This window comes from Pseudomonas sp. FG86 (genome assembly GCF_057808775.1).
Window position 1 is genome coordinate 43891 of record NZ_JBMDIS010000027.1, and the last position, 17820, is coordinate 61710.

16 protein-coding genes are annotated in these 17820 nt (G+C 59.9%); 5 read left to right on the forward strand and 11 right to left on the reverse strand.

Annotation, left to right across the window (positions count from 1 at the left end; translation table 11 throughout):
* Positions 1 to 224: 224 nt before the first annotated feature.
* Together ACODSV_RS18455 and ACODSV_RS18460 are read left to right on the forward strand one after the other, a co-directional pair.
* On the forward strand, positions 225 to 1601 hold the full coding sequence (locus ACODSV_RS18455) for a glutamine synthetase family protein (RefSeq protein ID WP_003213894.1): 1377 nt from the start codon (positions 225 to 227) through the stop codon (positions 1599 to 1601).
* Positions 1602 to 1832: 231 nt separating this feature from the next.
* Entirely contained in the window at positions 1833 to 2462 is a 630-nt protein-coding gene (locus ACODSV_RS18460) for a TetR/AcrR family transcriptional regulator (RefSeq protein WP_024077977.1), read from the forward strand.
* A gap of 121 nt (positions 2463 to 2583) precedes the next feature.
* Here ACODSV_RS18460 and ACODSV_RS18465 read toward each other — a convergent pair whose 3' ends face one another.
* The 10 genes from ACODSV_RS18465 to argE all read right to left on the reverse strand — a co-directional run bounded on the left by ACODSV_RS18465 (position 2584) and on the right by argE (position 13509).
* Complete coding sequence (locus ACODSV_RS18465; protein WP_003176783.1) at positions 2584 to 2799, reverse strand: TOBE domain-containing protein; 216 nt, start codon at positions 2797 to 2799, stop codon at positions 2584 to 2586.
* A 28-nt stretch (positions 2800 to 2827) separates the two neighbouring features.
* Positions 2828 to 3634, reverse strand: a complete 807-nt coding sequence (gene ssuB / locus ACODSV_RS18470) for an aliphatic sulfonates ABC transporter ATP-binding protein (RefSeq protein ID WP_024077978.1) — start codon at positions 3632 to 3634, stop codon at positions 2828 to 2830.
* Positions 3631 to 4419, reverse strand: coding sequence for an aliphatic sulfonate ABC transporter permease SsuC (ssuC, locus tag ACODSV_RS18475; RefSeq protein ID WP_024077979.1), 789 nt, complete (start codon positions 4417 to 4419; stop codon positions 3631 to 3633). Before ssuC ends, ssuB begins: the two co-directional genes overlap by 4 nt.
* A 9-nt stretch (positions 4420 to 4428) precedes the next feature.
* Positions 4429 to 5577 (reverse strand): FMNH2-dependent alkanesulfonate monooxygenase, encoded by a 1149-nt coding sequence (ssuD, locus tag ACODSV_RS18480; protein WP_024077980.1) that lies wholly within the window; start codon positions 5575 to 5577, stop codon positions 4429 to 4431.
* A 25-nt stretch (positions 5578 to 5602) separates the two neighbouring features.
* Positions 5603 to 6571, reverse strand: a complete 969-nt coding sequence (locus tag ACODSV_RS18485) for a sulfonate ABC transporter substrate-binding protein (RefSeq protein WP_024077981.1) — start codon at positions 6569 to 6571, stop codon at positions 5603 to 5605.
* A gap of 98 nt (positions 6572 to 6669) precedes the next feature.
* Positions 6670 to 7263, reverse strand: coding sequence for an NADPH-dependent FMN reductase (gene ssuE, locus ACODSV_RS18490; protein ID WP_024077982.1), 594 nt, complete (start codon positions 7261 to 7263; stop codon positions 6670 to 6672).
* A 317-nt stretch (positions 7264 to 7580) separates the two neighbouring features.
* Positions 7581 to 8219, reverse strand: coding sequence for a peroxiredoxin (locus ACODSV_RS18495; RefSeq protein WP_024077983.1), 639 nt, complete (start codon positions 8217 to 8219; stop codon positions 7581 to 7583).
* Positions 8220 to 8509: 290 nt separating this feature from the next.
* Positions 8510 to 9880: an OprD family porin gene (locus ACODSV_RS18500; protein WP_069077239.1), complete on the reverse strand. Its 1371-nt coding sequence runs from the start codon at positions 9878 to 9880 to the stop codon at positions 8510 to 8512.
* A 1045-nt stretch (positions 9881 to 10925) separates the two neighbouring features.
* A complete protein-coding gene (argA, locus tag ACODSV_RS18505) occupies positions 10926 to 12227 on the reverse strand; it encodes an amino-acid N-acetyltransferase (protein WP_024077985.1) in 1302 nt (433 codons plus the stop codon).
* A gap of 133 nt (positions 12228 to 12360) precedes the next feature.
* Complete coding sequence (argE, locus tag ACODSV_RS18510) at positions 12361 to 13509, reverse strand: acetylornithine deacetylase (RefSeq protein ID WP_024077986.1); 1149 nt, start codon at positions 13507 to 13509, stop codon at positions 12361 to 12363.
* A gap of 158 nt (positions 13510 to 13667) precedes the next feature.
* Between argE and ACODSV_RS18515 the strand changes: the two genes are divergently transcribed.
* Positions 13668 to 15035, forward strand: a complete 1368-nt coding sequence (locus ACODSV_RS18515) for a CYTH domain-containing protein (RefSeq protein WP_024077987.1) — start codon at positions 13668 to 13670, stop codon at positions 15033 to 15035.
* Between the two features lie 76 nt (positions 15036 to 15111).
* On the opposite strand, the gene ACODSV_RS18520 is transcribed toward ACODSV_RS18515, so the two are convergent.
* A complete protein-coding gene (locus ACODSV_RS18520) occupies positions 15112 to 15582 on the reverse strand; it encodes an Lrp/AsnC family transcriptional regulator (RefSeq protein ID WP_024077988.1) in 471 nt (156 codons plus the stop codon).
* Positions 15583 to 15709: 127 nt separating this feature from the next.
* Between ACODSV_RS18520 and ACODSV_RS18525 the strand changes: the two genes are divergently transcribed.
* Together ACODSV_RS18525 and ACODSV_RS18530 are read left to right on the forward strand one after the other, a co-directional pair.
* Complete coding sequence (locus tag ACODSV_RS18525) at positions 15710 to 16048, forward strand: hypothetical protein (protein ID WP_024077989.1); 339 nt, start codon at positions 15710 to 15712, stop codon at positions 16046 to 16048.
* A 76-nt stretch (positions 16049 to 16124) separates the two neighbouring features.
* Complete coding sequence (locus ACODSV_RS18530) at positions 16125 to 17804, forward strand: GspE/PulE family protein (protein WP_150055421.1); 1680 nt, start codon at positions 16125 to 16127, stop codon at positions 17802 to 17804.
* Positions 17805 to 17820 lie beyond the last annotated feature (16 nt).

Sequence of the window (17820 nt, forward strand, 5' to 3'; positions counted from 1 at the left end):
ATTTTTTTACACAACACCCCCGTAAAAAATACAACACGGCCCGCTCAAGCCTGCTGGTCCCACGGCGGTCAAATCGAAAAAACAGCCCCAAAAAGCCTCAAAAAAGCCCTCAAGGCGCTTTTTTAGGGCAAAAAAGGCCTCGCTTGACTTCGGCATGCCGTTCGGGTTGACTGAAACCAGAAAAGATCAATGATTGATATTTTTAACAACAAAGGTGTTGCATCATGTCGGTACCCCCGCGTGCCGTTCAGCTTAACGAAGCGAACGCGTTCCTTAAGGATCATCCTGAGGTTCTGTACGTAGACCTTCTAATTGCGGATATGAATGGTGTGGTGCGCGGTAAGCGCATCGAACGCACCAGCCTCCACAAGGTTTACGAGAAGGGCATTAACCTGCCTGCCTCTCTATTTGCCCTGGATATCAATGGCTCTACGGTGGAAAGCACCGGCCTGGGCCTGGATATCGGTGATGCTGACCGAATCTGTTATCCGATCCCTGACACCCTGTGCAATGAACCCTGGCAAAAGCGCCCTACCGCGCAACTGCTGATGACCATGCACGAACTTGAAGGTGAACCTTTCTTCGCCGATCCGCGCGAAGTGCTCCGCCAAGTTGTAAGCAAATTTGATGACCTCGGCCTGACCATCTGTGCTGCCTTCGAGCTTGAGTTCTACCTGATCGACCAGGAGAACGTGAACGGCCGCCCGCAACCGCCCCGCTCGCCGATCTCCGGCAAACGCCCGCACTCGACACAGGTCTACCTGATCGACGACCTCGACGAATACGTCGACTGCCTCCAGGACATCCTGGAAGGTGCAAAGGAACAAGGCATCCCGGCCGACGCCATCGTCAAGGAAAGTGCCCCGGCGCAGTTCGAAGTGAACCTGCACCACGTGGCCGACCCGATCAAGGCTTGCGACTACGCGGTACTGCTCAAGCGCCTGATCAAGAACATCGCCTACGACCATGAGATGGACACCACCTTCATGGCCAAGCCTTACCCAGGCCAGGCAGGCAACGGTTTGCACGTACACATTTCGATCCTGGACAAGGACGGCAAGAACATCTTTGCCAGCGAGGATCCCGAGCAGAACGCCGCATTGCGTCACGCGATCGGCGGTGTGCTCGAGACCCTACCCGCCCAAATGGCGTTCCTGTGCCCTAACGTCAACTCCTACCGTCGTTTCGGCGCACAGTTCTACGTGCCGAACTCGCCGTGCTGGGGCCTGGATAACCGTACCGTGGCGATTCGCGTACCGACCGGCTCGTCCGATGCGGTGCGTATCGAACACCGCGTGGCCGGCGCCGATGCCAACCCTTACCTGCTGATGGCTTCGGTCCTGGCAGGCGTGCACCACGGCCTGACCAACAAGATCGAACCGGGCGCTCCCGTGGAAGGCAACAGCTACGAGCAGAACGAGCAAAGCCTGCCGAACAACCTGCGCGATGCCTTGCGCGAGTTGGACGACAGCGAGGTGATGGCCAAGTACATCGATCCTAAATACATCGATATCTTCGTCGCCTGTAAGGAAAGTGAGCTGGAAGAGTTCGAACACTCCATCTCCGACCTTGAGTACAACTGGTACCTGCATACCGTGTAAGCAGTGGTTGTACTGAAAAACGCCTCCGACCTTTGGTCTGTGGCGTTTTTTTATGGGTTTCTTCCGGTTGACCGAGTCGGCCTCCTCGGGAGCAAGCCCCCCTCCCACACTTGACTGCATTTCAAGGTTGGAACTCAGTCAACTGTGGGAGGGGGCTTGCTCCCGATGGCGCCTTGGCAGACAACACCGGTTCCTGCTCATACAATGCCCGCTGCCTTGTAGGAGACTTCCATGCCACCCCGCCCCGCCGCCCCTCGCAAACCCCGCGCCCGCAGCCAGGCCCGGATCGACGCGATCCTTGATGCCGCCCGTACCTTGCTGGCCGCCGAAGGCGTGGCCAGTTTGTCGATCTACAGCGTGGCCGAGCGTGCGCAGATTCCACCGTCATCGGTGTATCACTTTTTTGCCAGTGTGCCAGCGCTGCTCGAGGCACTGACGGCGGACGTCCACGCCGCCTTCCGGGCAGCAATCCAGGCGCCCATCGAGCATGGTTCACTCAAGCACTGGCGTGACCTGTCCTGCATCGTCGAGCAACGCATGCTCACCATCTACGACCAAGACGCCGCCGCCCGCCAACTGATCCTGGCGCAGCATGGGCTGACCGAAGTGACCCAGGCGGATCGCCAGCATGATCTGGAACTGGGCGACTTGATGCTGGAGGTGTTCAATCGTCACTTCGAGGTGCCGAGCCTGCCTAAGGATGTGGACGTGTTTGCCCTGGCGCTGGAACTGAGTGACCGGGTGTATGCGCGCTCGGTGCATCAGCATGGGTTGATCACGCCGCGCATGGCGGAGGAAGGGATGCGAGTGTTCGACGCCTATGTCGGGCTTTATTTGCCGGCGTATCTGCCCAAGCGATAAGCCTTGTGTTGACTGGGATGGCCTCATCGGGGGCAAGCCCCCTCCCACATGTTGATCTGTGAACACATTCAAAATGTGGGAGGGGGCTTGCCCCCGATGACGGCCTCAAGAGCGACGCAAATCACAACTTGGCGATCGACACCTCGGTGGACTTAACAAAGGCAATCACTTCGCTGCCAATCACCAGCTCCAGCTCTTTGACCGAGCGGGTGGTGATCACGGAAGTGACGATGCCGGATGCCGTCTGCACGTCGATTTCCGACAGTACATCGCCTACCACGATTTCCTTGATGGTGCCTTTGAACTGGTTACGCACGTTGATGGCTTTAATAGTCATGGTGTTCTTCCTTCGTGGGACAAGTGAGTTATTGAGCCCAACGCAATTGCGTAGGCAACGGTGAAACAGGTTCGGGCTCCGGCGGGGTGCCGGGCAACGACAGCACACGGTTGAGCACTTGCGCTTCCAGCGCGGCCAGGCGGTGTGAGCCACGGGCGCGTGGACGCGGCAGATCGACGAGCAGGTCCAGGCCGATTTCGCCGTCTTCGATCAGGATCACCCGGTCGGCAATGGCCACGGCTTCACTGACGTCATGGGTCACCAGCAACACCGTGAAGCCGTGTTTTTGCCAGAGGTTTTCGATCAGTTGCTGCATCTCGATACGGGTCAGGGCGTCCAGGGCACCCAGCGGTTCGTCGAGCAGCAGCAGGCGCGGCTGGTGGATCAAGGCGCGAGCCAACGCCACCCGCTGCTTCTGGCCACCGGACAAGGCCGCCGGCCACTCATTGGCACGCTCGGCCAGGCCGACCGCTTCCAAGGCTTCCAAGGCTTTAGGGCGCCAGTTGCCTTTGAGGCCCAGCCCGACGTTGTCGATGATCTTTTTCCACGGCAGCAGGCGCGCTTCCTGGAACATCAACCGCGTGTCTTCAATCGCCTCGCTCAGCGGCGCGGAACCGGCCAGCAGCTCGCCGCCGCTGGCTTTGTCCAGGCCAGCCAACAGGCGCAGCAAGGTACTTTTACCGCAACCGCTGCGCCCGACCACGGCGACGAACTGGCCCGCGGGGATATGCAGGTCGATGCCCTTCAGCACTTCCCGCGCGCCAAAGGCCTTGCGCAACTTACGCACCGCCAGCGGGATGCCTTTCAACAGGCGTGGAGGTTGTTGAGCAGTCATGCCGCACCTCCTTTATTGACTTGATACGCCGGGTGCCAGCGCAGCCATACACGTTCCAGGCCGCGCGCGGCCAGGTCGGCCAGCTTGCCGAGGATGGCGTACATCACGATGGCCAACACCACCACGTCGGTTTGCAGGAATTCGCGAGCGTTCATCGCCAGGTAGCCAATCCCGGAGCTGGCAGAGATCGTTTCCGCCACGATCAGCGTCAGCCACATAAAGCCCAGGGCAAACCGCACGCCCACCAGGATCGAAGGCAGCGCACCCGGCAGGATCACTTGCCAGAACAGGCTGAAACCGGACAAGCCATAGCTGCGCGACATTTCCACCAACGCCGGGTCGACGTTGCGAATACCGTGGTAAGTGTTGAGATAAATCGGGAACAGCGTGCCGAGGGCCACCAGGAAAATCTTCGCGGTCTCGTCGATGCCGAACCACAGGATCACCAATGGAATCAGCGCCAGGTGCGGCACGTTACGGATCATCTGCACCGAGCTGTCCAGCAGGCGTTCGCCCCACGTCGACAGGCCGGTGATAAACCCAAGCGCCAGGCCGATGCCGCCACCGATCACAAAGCCCAGGCCGGCCCGCCAGCCACTGATCGCCAGGTGCGTCCAGATTTCGCCGCTGCGCACCAGGTTGACCCCAGCCTCAATCACCGCGCTGGGCGCCGGCAGGATGCGCGTCGACAACCAGCCCGCCGACACTGACAGCTGCCACACCGCCAACAACAATACCGGCAACACCCACGGCGCCACGCGATGGCTCAATTTTTCAAGGTTCATGGCGCTGCCTCAGCTCTGTGATGCAGCTTTGGGAAGGATATCGTTGGCCACCATCTCGCCGAACGGGCTGACGTAACCGGCGCTTTTCGGCAGCTCGGGACGTTCGATATCCAGGTGTGGGAACAGCAGTTCGGCCACGCGATACGACTCTTCCAAGTGTGGATAGCCGGAGAAGATAAAGGTGTCGATGCCCAACGCTGCGTACTCCTTGACCCGGGCGGCCACGGTCGGACCATCGCCCACCAGCGCAGTGCCTGCCCCGCCGCGTACCAGGCCAACGCCCGCCCACAGGTTGGGACTGACTTCCAAGTTGTCGCGGCTGCCGCCATGCAAGGCCGCCATGCGTTGCTGGCCGACGGAATCGAAGCGCGCCAGGGAAGCCTGGGCACGGGCGATGGTGTCGTCGTCCAGGTGGGAGATCAGTTTGTCGGCGGCTTTCCAGGCTTCAGCGTTGGTTTCGCGCACGATCACATGCAGACGAATGCCGAAACGCACGGTGCGCCCCAGCTTCGCCGCCTTGGCCCGCACCTGTTCGATTTTTTCGGCAACGGCAGCCGGTGGCTCGCCCCAGGTCAGCACCATGTCCACTTGCTCAGCCGCCAGGTCCTGGGCCGCTTCCGAGGAACCGCCGAAGTACAGCGGCGGACGTGGTTGCTGGATCGGTGGGTAAAGCAGCTTGGCGCCTTTGACGCTGATGTGCTGGCCGTCGTAATCCACGGTCTCGCCTTCCAGCACGCGCCGCCAGATGCGCGTGAATTCCACCGAGGCCTGGTAGCGCTCTTCGTGACTGAGGAACAAACCGTCGCCAGCCAATTCTTCCGGATCGCCACCGGTCACCAGGTTGAACAACGCCCGGCCACCGGACAGGCGGTCGAGGGTCGCGGCCTGACGCGCCGCCACCGTCGGGGAAATGATCCCGGGGCGCAGCGCCACAAGGAATTTCAAACGCTGGGTCACCGGAATCAGCGAGGCGGCCACCAGCCACGAGTCTTCGCAGGACCGGCCGGTGGGGATCAATACCCCGCCGAAACCGAGGCGGTCAGCGGCCTGGGCCACTTGTTGCAAATAACCGTGGTCGACGGCGCGAGCGCCTTCGGCGGTGCCAAGGTAATGGCCGTCGCCGTGAGTAGGCAGGAACCAGAAAATATTGAGGCTCATGGAGTTGTCTCCTGAAGAAGTCGAATTACGGCGCTTTGGCCACGGCAGCAGGTGGCGTCCAGATCACGTCCTTGATGCTCAAGGGTTTGGGGATCAATTTGAGTTGGTAGAAGCTGTCAGCGATTTTCTGCTGGGCCGCCACCACTTCCGGGGTCAGGAACAGCGCGCCGTAGCCTTGGCGCTTCACCGAAGTCAGGGTGATGTCAGCCGGCAGGCCCAGCAGCGGAGCGACTTGTTCGGTGACTTCCTGGGGGTTGGCCTTGGACCATTCGCCCACCGCGCGCACTTCTTCCACCAGCGCCTTGATCACTTCGGGGTGTTTTTCGGCATAGGGTTTGGTAGCCAGGTAGAACTGGTGGTTGTCGGCGATGCCGGTGCCATCACGCAGGGTGCGCGCTTGCAGTTGTTTCTCGGCGGCGGCCTGGTACGGGTCCCAGATAACCCAGGCGTCGACACTGCCACGCTCGAATGCGGCACGGGCATCGGCGGGCGGCAGGAATACGGTTTGTACATCGGTGTATTTCAGGCCGGCGTCTTCCAGGGCACGTACCAGCAGGTAGTGCACGTTCGAGCCTTTATTGAGCACAACTTTCTTGCCCTTGAGTTCGGCCACGGATTTGATCGGCGAATCTTTCGGTACCAGGATCGCTTCGCTGGTCGGCGCGGGCGGCTCGTAGGCAACGTAGAGCAAGTCGGCACCGGCCGCCTGGGCAAACACCGGCGGGGTCTCGCCGGTGACGCCGAAGTCGATGGAGCCCACGTTCAAGCCTTCGAGCAACTGCGGGCCGCCAGGGAACTCAGTCCATTGCACCTGCACGCCTTGGGCGGCCAGGCGTTTTTCCAGGGTGCCCTTGGCCTTGAGCAGCACCAGGGTGCCGTACTTCTGATAACCGATCCGCAGGGTTTCGGCGGCGTGGGCTTGAACGATGGCGCCGAAGGACACAGCCGCGGCAAACAGCGCGACCAGACCACGACGCAAGATGACAGTGCGCATGGCGCTCTCTCCAAAAATGCGATGAAGGGGTTGGCTGCACCTGCTTGGCCGTTGGCGGCTGAGTAAGGTGAGTACTTCTATATAGCGGTGAGGCTTACTTAAATGCTCCAGCGAGCACTCAACAAACGTTCATTCAACACATGCGGGTCCAGCGGTTTCGGGCGACGGGCCATGGCGCCATAAAGCGTCTCCAGGGCCTCGTGCAAACGGTGTTCGAGCACCGGCACCAACTGCGCCTGGGCACTGCCTTCGCCATAAGCGATCTGGCTGTCTTCGGCGAAAATCCCGTGGAGCAGCTCCTGGGCTTTCAATGCCGACAACACCGGCTTGAGCGCGTAGTCCACCGCCAACATGTGGGCGATGCTGCCGCCGGTCGCCATGGGCAGCACGATCTTGTGGGCCAGGGCGCGTTCCGGCAGCAGGTCGAGCACGGTCTTCAGCGCGCCGGAGAACGAGGCCTTGTACACCGGCGTGGCGATCACCAGGCCGTCTGCATTGGCCACCTGTTGCAGCAGGTCGATGACCTTGGGGCTGTCGAACCGGGCGTGCAGCAAGTCTTCGGCCGGGAAGTCCCGTATCTGGTAACTCACGACTTCCACGCCTTTGTGTTGCAACCACTGACGGGTTTTATCCAGCAACACCCCGGAGCGCGAACGCTGGCTGGGACTGCCTCCAAGTGTTACGACCAGCATCTAGGAAATTCCTTAAGCAAGTGTCGGCGGCTCGCTGTGTGGCGATGGCGCCAAGATGGAACAGACCATATCAGCAGATTTATATATCTATAAATCTTATTTTTTCATTTGTTTATTCTTTAAATGCATAAAGCATAGATAAATTCACAGGCGAAAAAATAGGCCGTCGAAACGGCCTGAAAACCCCTGCTATGTGTGACTTGAAATGCGCTCAACCTGTGGGAGGGGGCTTGCTCCCGATAGCAGCGTGTCAGTCGACACATTCAGTCCTGACGCACCGCTATCGGGAGCAAGCCCCCTCCCACATGGGTCCTGTGTCAGCGGTTGGGTTGCGGGGTGAGACGCAGGTATGGCTTCACCGCTCGATACCCCTTCGGAAAGCGCTTCTTGATCTCTTCCTCGTCCTTGAGCGACGGCACGATCACCACTTCATCGCCGTCCTGCCAGTTGGCGGGCGTCGCGACTTTGTAGTTGTCGGTCAGTTGCAACGAGTCGATCACCCGCAGGATTTCGTGGAAATTGCGACCGGTGCTGGCCGGGTATGTGATGGTCAGGCGGATCTTCTTGTTCGGGTCGATCACGAACAAGGAACGTACGGTGAGGGTGTCACTGGCGTTCGGGTGGATCAGGTCGTAGAGGTCCGAGACCTTGCGGTCGGCATCGGCCAGGATCGGGAAGTTGACGATCGTGTGCTGGGTTTCGTTGATGTCTTCGATCCACTTGTGGTGCGAGTCCACCGGGTCTACCGACAGGGCGATGGCCTTGACACCGCGCTTGGCGAATTCGTCCTTGAGCTTGGCGGTAAAGCCCAGCTCGGTGGTGCACACCGGGGTGAAGTCTGCCGGGTGGGAAAACAACACCCCCCAGCTGTCGCCCAGCCATTCGTGGAAACGAATCTTGCCAGCGCTGGAATCCTGTTCGAAGTCGGGGGCGATGTCGCCCAGTCTTAGGCTCATGGTGTGGCTCCTGGTGAGTGCTATGGAGCCCACTGTGCATGCATTGTGGATTATTTAAAAAGAATAAATATCGATTTATCTAGATGATAATGGAATATTAAAAATCTGTTCATTGGACGCCGGAACGGGCAAGGAGCAACATCCATTTCAAGGTTTGAGAAGGCCTTGAGACGCTGTACGAAGAGGGGTTCAGGAAGGGCTTGCGGGGGTTGAGCCCGACTTGAAAAGCAAGACACCTTGCCCGGCGTTGCGCCGGGCAAGGTTTACAGTCTTACAACAGCGTTACGCTACTAGAACAGTGGCAGCGAGTAGCTGACGATCAGGCGGTTTTCGTCCTGGGAACGGGTGTTCGCCAGGTCGGTACGCCACATAGCGTTTTTCCAGGCAACGCCGAGGTTTTTCAGCGGGCCTTCTGGAATCACGTAGGCAACGGTGATGTCACGTTCCCACTCGGATTGACCGGTGATTTCAGTACGAGCAGCGTTGGTGCCAACAGTGTCGATGTCGCTACCCTTGAGGTAAACAACACCAGCAGTCAGGCCAGGTACGCCGACTTTAGCGAAGTCATAAGCGTAGCGAGCTTGCCAGGTGCGTTCGCCGGCACGGGCAAACTTCTGGATCTGCATGTCAGTGGTCAGGTAAGCCGACGAACCGTCGCCTTGGTTCAACCAAGGGAAGTCGCTGCTACCGTTGCTGACCTGGTAACCGCCACCGAAGGTGTGACCGGCAACGGTGTACAGGAACAGGCCGCTGTACAGGTTGTTGTCAACCTTACCCTTGCCGCCGCTGAAGCCGTTGTAGTTACCGCTGCTGTAGTAAGCAGGGGTATTGCCGTTTTTACCATCGTCAGAGCTGTTGAAATAACGCAGGTCAGATTTCAAAACGCCCGGGCCGATTGCCCAGTTGTGGGTCAGACCCAGGAAGTGCTGCTTGTAGAAGTCTTCCAGGTTGCCGTAGTAGTACTGGGCGGTCAGGTCTTTGGTGAGTTTGTAGTCACCACCGGCGTAGTAGAACTTGTTGGTGAACTTGCCTGCGTTGTAGTTGGAGCTGCCGTTGGCACCGCCAATCGACAGGTTTTCGTTGTTGCTGGAGTTACGACCCTTGGCCTTTTCGACCTGACCAGCAACCAAGGTCAAATCCTTGATGTCGTTGGTAGTGATCTGGCCACCTTGGAAGGTTTGCGGCAGCAGACGACCATCGTTGGTCACGATAACTGGCAGCTTAGGCTGCAGGGTGCCCAGCTTCAGTTCGGTTTGGGAGATCTTGACCTTGCCGGTCACGCCCAGGCTGGCGAAATCATTGACAGCGGTGTTGCCGTCGCTTGGGAACACGGTGCCGCCGGAAGCAGTACCGGTGTAGTTACCGTGTTCTGCACGGCTCGAATCCAGACGCACGCCGTACAGGCCGATCGCATCAACGCCGAACTGGACAGTGCCCTGGGTGTAACCCGAGATGAAACGCAGGTCGAAGCCTTGGCCCCATTCAGCGTTCTTGCTGCGGGTGTTCGAGGTCGCCGATGGCTGGCCATCACGGTTATCAGTGTTGATGTAGAAGTTACGCGCACTCAGTGTGGCGTGGCTGTCTTCGATGAAACCGGCAGCGCCTGCTTGCTGAGCGATTACGCCCAAAGCTACAGACAGTGCCAAGGTGGACTTCTTCATGTACCGCTCCTCTCATTTCTAATTTTTGTATTTCTTTGGTCTCGGGTCTGACGCCCTCGATCCACAGATGCGCGATTAGCACCGGATAGTGACTGACAAGTCAATCGTAACCTTGTGTGTCTACTACCTTCGTCTAACTGCAGTTGATTTGGTCCCTGCAGGGTAATGAGTTTTTCATACACCCAAAAAGAATTGTTTCATTCTTTTTCATACGATTTGGGAATAAGCCCTAGCATGGGGTGAGCGAGTCAGCCTAGACCAACTACTCCACGAGCTAATTCCTAAAGGGTATTTGTTAGCCTTTTTTAGATCGCTTAGTGTGGCCGCGGGGTTGCATACGTCACCCACGATCAAAAAAGCGACGCCATCATGGCCAAACGCGCATCCTCCCGTCAATTTGTTACAGTTTTTGTATCGCTAATATTTTTTCCGGGATTAAAGCCGTCGTATGGAGCGTTCTGACCACGGCAGCCTAGTGCAATCTACCCACTGCCGCCTTGATCGTATCGGCTCAAATCAAGAATTCTGAAACTTTAGTAGGGGTTCACGGCAGCCAAATTGACGCACCCCAAGACCGGCTCGACAAAAACCATTACCCCCTCCTTGTCTCATTACGGCCTGCCTGTTGCACTGGCGCCTTTGGGGGCTGGGCACCAGACAAATCAACGGCGTGAACCTGAAATCCGCCGACCAGGTGGCCCAGAAAGACGGCCGGATGATGGATTTTAACCGGCACAGAAAATCGCTAAACTGACAGGTTTAAACACCGCCGGTATCCCCGAACCGTTGGCCGGCCTTACATTCCAGAATGCACAGGCGCGACAAGCCGACGCCCCGCTTAAAGGGGACAAGGCAAGGGTTTTGAAGGTATGGGGAAGGGATCGAAGCAGTGTGACCGACGTATTTATCAGCCCCTGGGCAGATCAAATGTGGGAGGGGGCTTGCTCCCGATTTCGGTAGTTCAGATCGACACTCATTGACTGATCCACCGCATCGGGAGCAAGCCCGCCCCACATTGCAATTTCATTCATCTATCGAGTCGGGCCTACAGGGCCTTTTCGAAAATCTTCGAGTTACGCTGATAGTTGTACAGTGACGCCCGTGCCGACGGCAGGCGGTCCACACTGCTCGGTACGAAACCGCGCTCACGGAACCAATGGGCCGTGCGCGTGGTGAGGACGAACAACGTCTTCAAGCCCTGCGCCCGGGCACGCGTCTCGATGCGCTCCAGCAGCTCATCACCACGGCCGCCATGGCGGTACTCCGGGTTGACCGCCAGGCACGCCAGCTCCCCCGCGTCCGACTCCGCAATCTGATACAGCGCCGCACAGGCGATGATCATGCCTTCGCGCTCCACCACGCTGAATTGCTCGATCTCACGCTCCAGCACCTCCCGCGAGCGGCGCACCAGGATGCCCTGCTCTTCCAGTGGGCTGATCAAGTCAAGCAAGCCGCCGACGTCTTCAATCGCCGCTTCGCGCACCAGTTCGAATTGCTCCTGGGCCACCAGCGTACCGCCGCCGTCCCGGGTAAACAGTTCGGTGAGCAATGCGCCGTCTTCGGCGTAGCTGACGATATGGCTGCGCCCTACCCCGCCACGGCAGGCCTGGGCCGCTGCATCGAGCAATTCGGCCTGGTAGTTGCTGCTGCCCAGGCGTTGCAGGTGCGCCGGCACTTGTTGCGGGCGCAGTTCACGGACCAGGCGACCGTTTTCATCGATCAGGCCCAGGTCGGCGCCAAACAGCAGCAGCTTGTCGGCGCCCAGGTCGATGGCGGCACGGGTGGCGACGTCTTCGCAGGCCAGGTTGAAGATCTCGCCGGTGGGCGAATACCCCAGGGGCGACAACAGCACGATGGAGCGCTCGTCCAGCAGGCGATTGATGCCCTTGCGGTCGACCCGGCGCACTTCGCCGGTGTGGTGGTAGTCCACGCCTTCGAGCACGCCGATCGGCCGCGCGGTGACCAGGTTGCCGCTGGCCACCCGCAGGCGCGAACCCTGCATCGGCGACGAGGCCATGTCCATGGACAGCCGCGCCTCGATAGCGATACGCAGGTGGCCGACCGCATCGATCACGCATTCCAGTGTTGCGGCATCGGTGATGCGCAAACCATCGTGGTAAGCCGGGGTCAGGCCGCGTGCTTCAAGGCGTGCTTCGATCTGCGGGCGCGAACCGTGCACCAGCACCAGGCGCACGCCCAGGCTGTGAAGCAGCACCAGGTCGTGGACGATATTGCCGAAATTCGGGTGTTCCACACCGTCGCCGGGCAGCATGACCACAAAGGTGCAGTCGCGGTGGGCGTTGATGTAGGGCGAAGCGTGACGAAGCCAATTGACGTATTCGGGCATGGAACCTGGGCCTGTAATAAAAAGCAGCCGAAAAAGGATGAGTCGTGAAAACGCACAGCGGGCTGATGGTTATCGTCGGAACAGGCTTGGCGACACGCTCGCTCTCCTTATGTACGAATGGACGGGGGTTAATTTATGCAGGTTTGAGGCAGTAATGCTCGATCAGCTCACGCAATAGACGCACTGTAGGCGTCAAGCGTGACATTTCGAGGTACTCGCCCGGCTGGTGGGCACAAGCGATATCGCCGGGGCCCAATACCAGGGTTTCACAACCAAGGCGCTGAAGATAAGGCGCTTCGGTGCCAAACGCTACTGCTTCGGCACGATGACCGGTCAATCGTTCCGCCACCCGCACCAGCTCGGCGTCTTCGGCCTGTTCGAACGGCGGCACTTCGGGGAACAACGGCGCGTAGTCGATCTTGACTTGATGGCGCTCGGCGAGCGGTTCGAGTCTCTGCCGGATGGCGGCGCGCAACGCCTGGGGGTCCATGCCCGGCAGGGGCCGCAGGTCGAATTCCAGGGAACACTGGCCACAGATGCGGTTGGGATTGTCGCCGCCATGGATGCAGCCGAAATTCAGGGTCGGCTGCGGCACACTGAATTGCGGGTTGCGGTACTCGCGCTGCCAGGCCAGGCGCAGGCCGCGCAATTCGCCGATGGCATCGTGCATGGCCTCAAGGGCGCTGTGGCCCAGGCTCGGGTCTGACGAATGGCCGCTTTGGCCGAGAATATCGATGCGCTCCATCATCACGCCTTTGTGCAGGCGGATCGGCTTGAGGCCGGTCGGCTCGCCAATCACCGCCGCACGCCCCAGCGGGCGCCCGGCGGCCGCCAAGGCACGGGCGCCAGACATGGAGCTCTCTTCATCGCAGGTGGCGAGGATCAGCAGCGGCTGCTTGAACGGCTGCTCCAGCAGCGGCAACACCGCTTCGATGGCCAGCGCGAAGAAACCCTTCATGTCACAACTGCCCAATCCGACCCAGCGGCCATCGACTTCCGTCAGCTTGAGGGGGTCGGTCTTCCACAGCGCCGGGTCATAAGGAACGGTGTCACTATGACCTGCCAGCACCAAGCCACCCGGGCCGCTGCCGAAACTGGCCAACAGGTTGAACTTGCCGGGGCTGACGGGCTGGATGTCGATGGCGAATCCCAGGTCGCCCAGCCAACTGGCGAGCAGGTCGATCACCGGGCGATTGCTCTGGTCGAGAGACGCCTGGGTACAACTGACCGACGGCGCGGCAATCAAGGCGGCGAATTGCTCTTTCATGGACGGCAACGGCATGCGCGGTCTCCCTACTTCCCGGATGAACCTCACTATAGAGGCATCTGCACGACACAATAAACCGTTGCGGCGCGCTGCCGGGCTCAGTCCTGTACACTGCACGACCTTGGCAGCCACTCTTTTCCCCGGCTGCGCTCCCGATCCTGGATTTTCCGGCCATGCAGAAAGAAACCGAAATCAAGCTCCGCGTCAGCCGCGAAACACTCGCCGCGCTGCGTGAGCACCCGCTACTGAAAAAACGCAACAAAAGTGGCTGGGAACGCCGTGAGTTGATGAACCAGTATTTCGACACCCCCGAGCGCGACCTGGCCCAGGCCAAGGTTGCCCTGCGCCTGCGCAAGGACGGTGACGACATTATCCAGACCCTCAAGACCCGTGGCCAAAGCGTCGCTGGCTTGTCGGAACGTAACGAATACAACTGGGAATTGCCCAAAGCCAAGCTCGACGTCAAGAAACTCGACGGCGAATGCTGGCCCGAGCAACTGGCCGAGCTGGACAAGAAAACCCTCAAGCCAATCTTCACCACCGACTTCGTGCGCGAACGCGCCGAAATCGCTTGGGGCCGCGGCAAAGCCAAGGTGGTGATCGAAGCCGCCCTGGACCTGGGCCATGTGGTGGCTGGCAAGCAGAAAGAAGAAATCTGCGAGCTGGAACTGGAACTGCGTGAAGGCGAACCGTCCGCCCTGTTGGAGCTGGCCGCTGAACTGGCTGAGACCCTGGCCCTGATGCCGTGTGACATCAGCAAGGCTGAGCGCGGCTACCGCCTGTACGACGCCAGCAGCTACTCACTGAGCCTACCGGCGCCCCAATTGCAGGCTGAAATGCCGCTGGACGACGCCTTCGCCGCGATCATGTGGCACCTGCTGGGCAGCAGCCAGCGCCTGGCCGAGCAATACCGCTTCAATGGCCACTGGCGCCTGTTGCAAGACTGGGTCGACAACCTCGGCGAACTGCGTGCCCTGCTTGGCAGCCTCGGCCAGGCCGCCCCGCGCCAATCCACCAGCGAACTGCGCAGCGCCCTCGACGCCCTGCTGGAAGACTGGCGCCCGCTGGTCCAGGCCGGTGATGACGACGAAGACATTCGCAAAGCCGCGCCGGAACAGTTCGCTGAAGAATTGACTGACGTACGCTGGGGCCTGTTCTCGCTGAACACCTCCCGCTGGTTGCTGAACCGCACCTGGACCGCCGACCGCAACGTACGCGGCAACCGTCAGGGTGCTGCGCAAATCACCAACTGGCTGCCGCGCCTGCTGGCCGAAGATGCCGTCGCCCTGCAACTGCCGCGCTACCAGCAGCAACCGGAAGACCTCGCCGAGCAACTGCCGCGCATCGAACGCATCCAGGCCTGGCTGCACCATGCACGCCAGGTGGTGGACATCCCGGAGCTGGACCGTTTGTACGGCGAGCTGAACAAACTGGCACAACTGGCCAACCAGCCGATCACCGATGAATCGCTGGATGCGCGCATGCATCAGGCCATCGCGGTGTATCAGAACCGTGCCTGGAAAACCCTGCTGCGTCTGTAATACCACCATCGGGGGCAAGCCCCCTCCCACATTCGCAAATGGGGGAGGGGGCTTGCCCCCGATAAGGCCGGTACAGTCAACGCAATACTGGCAGGCTAGTGGTCGACTTGATCTCGGACAGTGCCACAATCGAGTTGACCTCCTGAATCCCCGGCACCATCGACAACTTCTCAAAGAAAAACCGCTCGTACGCCTCGATATCCGAGGTGACGATACGCAGCAGAAAATCCACCGCCCCCATCAGCACATAACACTCCAGCACTTCCGGAAAGCCGCGGATCGCCTCGGTAAACTCAGTGAAGTTGGATCGCCCGTGGGCGTTGAGTTTGACCTCGGCAAAAATCTGCGTATTGAGGCCGATTTTCTTGCGATCCAACAGGGTGACCTGGCCGCGGATCACCCCTTCCTCCTTGAGCCGCTGGATGCGCCGCCAGCAAGGTGACTGGGACAGCCCGACCTGTTCGGCGATCTGCGCGCTGGAGAGCGAAGCATCCTCCTGCAGCAAGGCCAGGATGCGGCGATCATAGACGTCCAACTCGCTACGCATAAAACAACCTGCTTAGTGGCTTAAATTGAATAGAATTATTCGAGTACGCGTGAATATTGCCCATTTTAGATAAGAAATCTCCGTTGGCGAATGTAAAAATTTCTCCAGTCGAAACTGGAGAGCCAACATGCACGCCGTTGAAACCACCCATTCCGTTTGCCGCGTCGATGCCTGGGCCGTCGATAGTGCTCACTGCCAGGCGCATTATCAGATCGTCGCCGAGGCTGAGCCGGATGTGCTGTGCCGGGTACTCAACTATTTCGCGTTGCAGTTCCTGACTCCGCGCCAGGTCAATGTGAACCGGCAGGAAGACCTGCTGACCCTCGATATCGTGATGGATGGCCTGAGCTGGCACCGTGCCCAGGTGATTGGTGAAAAGATTCGAAACCTGATCAGCGTGTGCACGCTCGAGGTTTGGCCTGCCGATGCCGTGCGGCCCCAGGCGCTGGCGGCGGGAGCCCAGTAAAAGCCTGCAATACACATCGGGAGGAGGAACGCTGGCGGCTGACTAGCCTGGGATCACGCCTCCCAGGAAACGCCTCATGCCCGTTGATCATCGATTGGAATTGCACCCGTTGTTGCCGGCCCTGCTCGAAGAAGGGCTGATCACGCCCGACATGGCACAGCGCCTGGCGACGCTGCCGGCCAGCGACACCCAGCACCCACTGGAACACATCGCGGCCCTGGGCCCTTGCCTGGAAACCCTGACCCAATGGCTTGCCCGACACACCGGGCAAGCCTACCTGCGTATCGACCCCCTGAAAATCGACGTGGCAACCGTGGTGCCGCTGATGTCCCACGCCTTTGCCCAACGCCACGCCATCCTGGCGGTGGCCGTGGACGCGCAGAGCGTCACCATCGCCAGCGCCCAACCCCATGTCACCGCCTGGGAAGCCGGGCTGGCGCAGGTGCTCAAGCGCTCGATCAAGCGGGTGGTCGCCAATCCCCAGGATATCCAGCGTTGTATCGCGCAGTTCTACCGGCTGGCCAAGTCGGTCAGCGGCGCGGATCTCAAGATGGCAGCGCCGGGCCATTTCGACCTGCTCAACCTCGGCATCGGCGACCAGGAGCCGGACGCCAACGACGCGCACATCGTCAACATTGTCGACTGGCTACTGCAGTACGCGTTCGGCCAACGCGCCAGTGATATCCATGTCGAACCGTGCCGGGACCAGGGCCGGGTGCGCTTTCGCATCGATGGGTTGCTGCATGATGTCTATCAATTTCCGTCCCAGGTAACGGTGGCCGTGGTCAGCCGCCTGAAAAGCCTCGGACGGATGAACGTGGCGGAGAAACGCAAACCCCAGGACGGCCGGGTCAAGACCAAAAGCCCGGCGGGCGCCGAAGTGGAGTTGCGCCTGTCGACCTTGCCCACGGCGTTCGGCGAGAAACTGGTGATGCGGATTTTCGACCCCCAGGTGCTACTCAAGGACTTCGATCAGTTGGGCTTACCCACCGAAGACCAGCGGCGCTGGCACACCATGGTTCGCCAGACCAGTGGCATCATCCTGGTCACCGGCCCTACCGGCTCGGGCAAGACCAGCACCCTTTACACCACGCTCAAGCAACTGGCGACCCGCGAGGTCAACCTGTGCACGGTGGAAGACCCCATCGAGATGGTCGAGCCGGCGTTCAACCAGATGCAGGTGCAGTCCAATATCGACCTGACCTTCGCCAGCGGTATCCGTGCCCTGCTGCGCCAAGACCCGGACATCATCATGATCGGCGAGATTCGCGACAGGGAAACCGCCGAAATGGCGATTCAGGCTGCATTGACGGGGCACCTGGTACTGTCGACGCTGCACACCAACGATGCACCCAGCGCTATCAGCCGTTTACAGGAACTAGGAATTGCTCATTATTTGATCAAAGCTACGCTGATTGGAGTGATGGCGCAGCGCCTGGTGCGGCTGTTGTGCCCGCACTGCAAGCGTGTCGCGGATGAGCGCTACAAAGCTGTGGGCTGCGCGCAGTGCCGAGACAGCGGTTACCGAGGCAGGGCCGGCGTGTACGAAATCATGGTCATGGACGAAACGCTCAAAGCGTTGATCACCCCCGGCGCCGATGTGCAGGCCTTGCGCCGGGCCGCGCTCAAACAAGGCATGTGCAGCCTGCGTATCGCCGGCCTGCGCAAGGTCAACGCCGGGCTGACCACACTGGCTGAAGTATTACGAGTAACGCCCGGGGATTCAGATACAAATCCTTTGCTTGTCGAACCGTGAAATCGTTCTTATCCGT

Coding starts and splice junctions, on each gene's coding strand:
- ssuB (WP_024077978.1), bottom strand. CDS start 3,634: ATGACTGCTCAACAACCTCCACGCCTGTTGAAAGGCATCCCGCTGGCG.
- ACODSV_RS18460 (WP_024077977.1), top strand. CDS start 1,833: ATGCCACCCCGCCCCGCCGCCCCTCGCAAACCCCGCGCCCGCAGCCAG.
- ssuC (WP_024077979.1), bottom strand. CDS start 4,419: ATGAACCTTGAAAAATTGAGCCATCGCGTGGCGCCGTGGGTGTTGCCG.
- ssuE (WP_024077982.1), bottom strand. CDS start 7,263: ATGCTGGTCGTAACACTTGGAGGCAGTCCCAGCCAGCGTTCGCGCTCC.
- ACODSV_RS18515 (WP_024077987.1), top strand. CDS start 13,668: ATGCAGAAAGAAACCGAAATCAAGCTCCGCGTCAGCCGCGAAACACTC.
- argA (WP_024077985.1), bottom strand. CDS start 12,227: ATGCCCGAATACGTCAATTGGCTTCGTCACGCTTCGCCCTACATCAAC.
- ssuD (WP_024077980.1), bottom strand. CDS start 5,577: ATGAGCCTCAATATTTTCTGGTTCCTGCCTACTCACGGCGACGGCCAT.
- ACODSV_RS18500 (WP_069077239.1), bottom strand. CDS start 9,880: ATGAAGAAGTCCACCTTGGCACTGTCTGTAGCTTTGGGCGTAATCGCT.
- ACODSV_RS18530 (WP_150055421.1), top strand. CDS start 16,125: ATGCCCGTTGATCATCGATTGGAATTGCACCCGTTGTTGCCGGCCCTG.
- ACODSV_RS18525 (WP_024077989.1), top strand. CDS start 15,710: ATGCACGCCGTTGAAACCACCCATTCCGTTTGCCGCGTCGATGCCTGG.
- ACODSV_RS18485 (WP_024077981.1), bottom strand. CDS start 6,571: ATGCGCACTGTCATCTTGCGTCGTGGTCTGGTCGCGCTGTTTGCCGCG.
- argE (WP_024077986.1), bottom strand. CDS start 13,509: ATGCCGTTGCCGTCCATGAAAGAGCAATTCGCCGCCTTGATTGCCGCG.
- ACODSV_RS18455 (WP_003213894.1), top strand. CDS start 225: ATGTCGGTACCCCCGCGTGCCGTTCAGCTTAACGAAGCGAACGCGTTC.
- ACODSV_RS18520 (WP_024077988.1), bottom strand. CDS start 15,582: ATGCGTAGCGAGTTGGACGTCTATGATCGCCGCATCCTGGCCTTGCTG.
- ACODSV_RS18465 (WP_003176783.1), bottom strand. CDS start 2,799: ATGACTATTAAAGCCATCAACGTGCGTAACCAGTTCAAAGGCACCATC.
- ACODSV_RS18495 (WP_024077983.1), bottom strand. CDS start 8,219: ATGAGCCTAAGACTGGGCGACATCGCCCCCGACTTCGAACAGGATTCC.